Below are 5508 nucleotides of genomic sequence, written 5' to 3' on the forward strand. Positions count from 1 at the left end.
GCCCGGCCGCACCCCCGACGGAGGAGCTGCGGGCGCGCGCTGCCGAGGTGCTGTGGGCCAACTGGACGGGAACCTCGACCGTGCCCTCGCGGGCGCTGTACCCGCACCAGTGGTCCTGGGACTCCGCGTTCATCGCGATCGGGCTGCGCCATCTCTCCCCGCTGCGCGCCCAGTTGGAGCTGGAGACGCTGCTGTCCGCCCAGTGGGGCGACGGCCGCGTCCCGCACATCGTCTTCAACGACGCCGTCCCGCTCGACGCCTACTTCCCCGGCCCCGACTTCTGGCGCTCCGCAACGGCGGGCCGCCGCGCCGGGGCCCCCGCCCACCTACAGACCTCCGGCATCGTGCAGCCGCCGGTGCACGCGCTCGCCGTCTGGCTCGTGCACCGCGCCGACCCCGGCCTCTCCCGGGCCCGCTCCTTCCTCGCCCGGCTCCGGCCCCGCCTCACCGCCTGGCACCGCTATCTCCTGGACGCCAGGGACGTGGGCGGCGCGGGGCTCGCCGCCGTGCTGCACCCGTGGGAGCAGGGCATGGACAACAGCCCTTGCTGGGACGGGCCGTTGGGTCGCGTCGAGCCCGCCGCGCCCGGGGGTTTCCGCCGCGCGGATCTCGACCACGGGGTGCCCGAGGACCGGCCGACCGACACGGACTACGGGCGGTATGTGCGGCTCGCCGCCGAGTACCGCGACCGGGAGTACATCGATAGCGCGGGCCCCAGCACACCCACCGTCGAGGGCTCCGGCACGTCCACCGTCGAGGCCCCCGCCTTCTTGGTCGAGGACCCCGCCTTCAACGCCCTCCTGATCGCCTCGGAGTACGCACTCGCCCTGATCGAGGCCGAGTTGGACAGGCCCGCCAGGCCCGCCAGGACCGACAGGCCCGCCAAGCGCGCGGCGCGGGTGCGGTGCGAGCGTGCTCGCGCCCTGACGGAGACCCTGGTCGCTCGCCTGTGGGACCCGGAACGGGAGATCTTCCTCTGCCGCGACCTGCGCACCGACGCGCTCCTCACCGAGCGCGGCGTCACCGGCCTGATCCCCCTCGTGCTCCCCGCGCTGCCACCCCGCATCGCCGCCGCCCTCGTACGCACCGCGTGCGGCCCGCACTTCGGCCTCGGCGGCGTCACACGGCTCGTGCCCAGCTACGACCTGACCGGCCCCGCCTTCGACCTCCGCCGCTACTGGCGCGGACCGGCGTGGTTCAACACCAACTGGCTCGTGGAGAAGGGGCTTCGGCTGCACGGCGAGCGCGCGCGGGCCGACGCGCTGCGCGAGGCCGTGCTCGACGCGGCGGGCGCGTCCGGCTTCGCGGAGTACGTGGACCCGTACACGGGAGAGGGCTGCGGAGCGCGCGGCTTCGGCTGGACGGCGGCGCTCACGCTGGACCTGCTGCACGACGGACGGAACGGCACGGGTGGGGGAGACCTCCGGACGGAGAGGTGCGGACATGAGTGACCGGTACCGGCTGCTGGTGCGAGGGCGGACGTTCGCGGCCGTCGGCGCGGGCGGCGACATCAGCGGGGTCGGCGGTGTGCGCGGCGGCGGCGCGGGTCCGGACGGCCTTTTCGTACGGGACGCACGGCATCTGAGCCGCTGGCAGCTGACCGTGGACGGGGCCGTGCCCGAGGTTCTCGCGCCGGTGGACACCTCGGCGACCGGCGCCGGCGCGGCGCGCTGCGTGCTCGTGCCGCGCGGCGGCCGCCAGGAGCCGCCCGCCTGCACGGTCCTGCGTGAACAGGCCGTGGTCGAGGGCGCGTTCGTCGAAACCCTGCGGGTGGTGAGCAACCGCCCGGTGCCGACGCGGGTCCACATCGCGCTGACCGTGGACGCCGACTTCACCGACCAGTTCGAACTGCGCGCCGATCACCGTACGTACGCCAAGCCGGGCGCCGTCAGGTCCCGTCGGCCGATCGACGGCAGCGACAGCGGTGACGGTGACGGCAGTGGTCCGAAGGGGGTCGCCTTCGGCTACCGGCGCGGCGACTGGAGCGCGCGCACGACGGTGACCGCCGACCCGGGCCCCGACGCCGTCGAGGAGACCGGCGGCGGCGCGCGTCGCCTCGTATGGACGCTGGAGCTTGCCCCGCACGGCTCGGCCGAGGTGGCACTGAGTGCCGCCGCCTATCCGCATGGGGCGGCCGGGCCGGACGTGCCCGACTCGCCCGCCGAGGCGGAACGCCAACTCGCCGCGCTCCAGGACGCCTTCGTCTCCGGCGTCACCCTGCCCACCCGGTGGCCCGCGCTCGCCGACGCCTGCGCGCGCGGCCTCGCTGACCTCGCGGTGCTCCAGGTACCGGCGATGGGGCCGGACGGCGAGGAGCTGAGCGTGCCCGGCGCCGGAGTGCCCTGGTTCCTCACGATGCTGGGCCGCGACGCCCTGCTGACCTCGCTCTTCGCACTCCCGTACGTGCCGCGCCTGGCCGCCGCGACGCTGCCCGCGCTCGCCGCCACGCAGGCCGCCGAGACCGTCGCGGGCGCGGTCGCCCAGCCCGGGAAGATCGTCCACGAGGTGCGCCAGGGCGAACTGGCGCACTTCGGGCAGGTGCCGTTCGGGCGCTACTACGGCTCGGTCGACGCGACCCCGCTCTTCCTGGTGCTGCTCGGCGCGTACACGGAACAGACCGGGGACCGCGCGCTCGCCCGCCGCCTGGAGCCCGCCGCGCGCGCCGCCGTCGGCTGGATGCTCGACCACGGCGGGCTGACCTCGCGCGGTTACCTCGTCTACCGCGCGGACGAGGGCGGCCTCGCCAACCAGAACTGGAAGGACTCGCCCGGCGCGATCTGCTCCGCCGACGGCACAAGCGCGAGCGGGCCGGTCATGGCGGCGGGCGCGCAGGGTTACGCGTACGACGCCCTGTGCCGTACCGCCTGGCTCGCCCGGACCGTCTGGGGCGACGCGGTCTACGCGGAGCTGCTCGCGCAGGCGGCGGGCGATCTCCGGGACCGTTTCCAGCGGGACTTCTGGATGCCGGGGCAGGGCTTTCCCGCGCTCGCCCTGGACGGCGAGGGGCGCCAGGTCGACGCGCTCGCCTCGGACGCGGGCCATCTGCTCTGGTCCGGGCTGCTCGACAAGGAGTACGGCGAGGCGGTGGGCCGCCGCCTGCTGGAGCCCGACTTCTTCTCGGGGTGGGGCGTGCGGACGGTCGCGGCCGGGCAGCCCGCGTTCCATCCGCTCTCGTACCACCGGGGCTCGGTGTGGCCGCACGACAACGCGCTGATCGCGCTGGGCCTCGCGCGCTACGGCCTGCACGACGAGGCCCGCACGGTCGCCCGCGCCCTCGTCTCCGCCGCCACCACCGCGGACGGCCGCCTCCCGGAGGTCCTCGCGGGCTACGACAAGGGGGCGTATCCGGTGCCGGTGCCGTATCCGCACGCGTGCGTCCTGGAATCGCGGTCGGCGGCGGCGCCCTTGGCCCTGCTGACGGCGGTGGGCGGGGCGTGAGCGATTACCGGCCGAGATTGACGTAGTCAATACCGTAAGTCAGTTCGGGAATTCATCCCCCTCACCCGCACGAGCCGCGGTGCCTTTACGACACTTCACGTCGAGGGCGCCGCGGCTCTTCTTCATTTTCCTAATCCGCTCGAATCTGATTGCTAATCACATCAGCACTAGAAATGACGAGTTGGGCCTGCGAGCGTGTTGCCTTCGTTCGGTTCGCGGTTCGTTAAAGCACAGCAGGGGAGACGCGGTATGGCTCAACTCACCGCCGAGAGTCCATTTCCGGCACCGGTGTCGCGGGAGCGGCAAGAGGCCTGGATCGAGGCCGTCCTGGCCACGGACGGGGTCAACCTCCCGCGTGGGGCGCTGGAGAACGTGGCTCCCTTCATCGTCGACCCCGAGGACACCTTGGGAGAGGCGGACGCCAATGGCGTACGCAGACTGAAGGGGAGCGCGGTCCGGCGTCTGCACACGGATGCCGGGGACATGGTCGTCGCCCTCGTCCGCATGCATGGCGTCGGCGGCGTGCAGTGGGGGCACAACGAACGGATCAGTTCGATCTGGCGCTCCATGGCCGACCCGACGGTGGGCCAGGGCACGGAGCGGACGCTCGCCCCGGTGCGGCCGTGGAAGGGAGTCGTCGGCGACGGCAGCGAGACCTACCTTGCCGCCCTGGAGAGCGTGGTGCCCAACCGGCACGCCCTGATGATGAACGCCGAGGACGCGGCGAACGCCCTGACGCGCGTGGACAAGGTCCGACCCTATGACCTGGAGGAGGACCTGGTCCTCAACGGGCAGCAGGAGCCCGGGCTGTACGTGCCCCAGCAGGTGCGACTCGAGGAGGAACCGGAGAAAGACTCCGACGGTAATCCCCGTCACCCCTCCGCCTATTGGGGATGGATGGCCGTCCGGGGAAACAATCGAACACAAAAGCGTCAGTCGATTTTCCGATTGAGTTCCGGTGAGGTGCTTGCCGGTGTCCCCGCGGAGAAGCTGGGCAGGGACGGCGACGACGTCATCCACGACCCCCATGTCTGGCTCACGGAATTCTCCGCTCTGCTCAACAAGGAGTACGCGGAGGCGGCGGACGACCTCGACCCCACCAACGGGTCGCGGGCCCGCCGGGCGGCCGCCATCGCCACCGTGGACGCCCATCTGGTGATCGGCACCCCGACCCCGCAGCGCCTCTACCGCATCGTGCAGATGAACAATCGGCGCGACCATGTGCACCCGCCGCTGGAGTTCGACCCGATCAACCGTTCGCGCGCGCTCGGCCGCAGCGTCCTTGGCATGTACGTGGCCCGGGGTGTGATGGACGAGAAGACGGCGGAAGTGCTCTCGGGGCTCGCGCCGATCCGCGAACTGGCCGACGCCACACCGGAGATGGCCGTCTCCGAGCTGCGCGACCTGCGCTCCATGAAGCTGCTCCTCGAACTGTTCCCCGTGGACGCGCACAGGCGGCACCTGCTGCGGCGCGCCCTCAGCGAGAACCAGCCGTCCCTGCTCAGCAAGGGGGAGATCGACCAGCGGGCCAGGACCTGGTCGGCGCTCACCTCCGAGAGCTACCCGCAGCCCTGGAACCCGCGCGTCGGCCAGGTCTTCGGCACCAAGGCCCGCGAGGGCATCGTCCTCTCCGGCCGCCGCCTGCCCGACCTGCTGGCGGCCGCCGAGACCGACGACGCCGCCTTCGAGGAACTGGTGTCCTATCGCGCGGCCCACTGGCTCGCGTCCTTCGGCATCATCGAGGCCGACCGGGGCTCGCTCGACGGCCAGGAGATGATCGGCGACACGGGAGAGCGCATGCGCCGCTCCCGGCGCGGCGTGACGAACTCGCTCCAGGCCCTGCGGTACGAGAAGAGCCGGATGATGGCGGTGGGGCTGCTCAGGGAGCTTGTCGCCGCGATGGACGACGGCGACCGTACGCCGTGGCAGGTCAGCGTCTCGGGGAAGGCGATGCCCGGCCGGGTGATGACCGCCTTCTGGTTCGACATGGAGTTCCCGAAGGAGAACGGGAAGCGGCGCCGCAAGCCCGCGTCGACAGCGGGCCCGGCCCCCACGAGCCCAGGCCCCGCT

The 5508-nt window shown here is 72.6% G+C and carries 3 protein-coding genes; all 3 read left to right on the plus strand.

What is annotated here, in order from left to right:
- A partial coding sequence (locus GKQ77_RS26595; protein ID WP_258022008.1) for an MGH1-like glycoside hydrolase domain-containing protein occupies positions 1-1451 on the plus strand: 1451 nt, incomplete at its 5' end.
- The gene (locus GKQ77_RS26600) at positions 1444-3438 is read left to right on the plus strand and encodes an amylo-alpha-1,6-glucosidase (protein WP_219691468.1); all 1995 of its coding nucleotides are present in this window, start codon (positions 1444-1446) and stop codon (positions 3436-3438) included. The genes GKQ77_RS26595 and GKQ77_RS26600, both read left to right, overlap by 8 nt.
- A 249-nt stretch (positions 3439-3687) precedes the next feature.
- Positions 3688-5508, plus strand: a 1821-nt coding sequence (locus tag GKQ77_RS26605) for a hypothetical protein (RefSeq protein WP_219691469.1), incomplete at its 3' end; no start/stop codon positions are given.

Source organism: Streptomyces anatolicus (genome assembly GCF_019400875.1).
GTDB lineage: Bacteria > Actinomycetota > Actinomycetes > Streptomycetales > Streptomycetaceae > Streptomyces > Streptomyces anatolicus.

Bases quoted from the DNA above. Each gene is read 5' to 3' on its own strand.
- GKQ77_RS26600 (WP_219691468.1), top strand. From the start codon at position 1,444: ATGAGTGACCGGTACCGGCTGCTGGTGCGAGGGCGGACGTTCGCGGCC.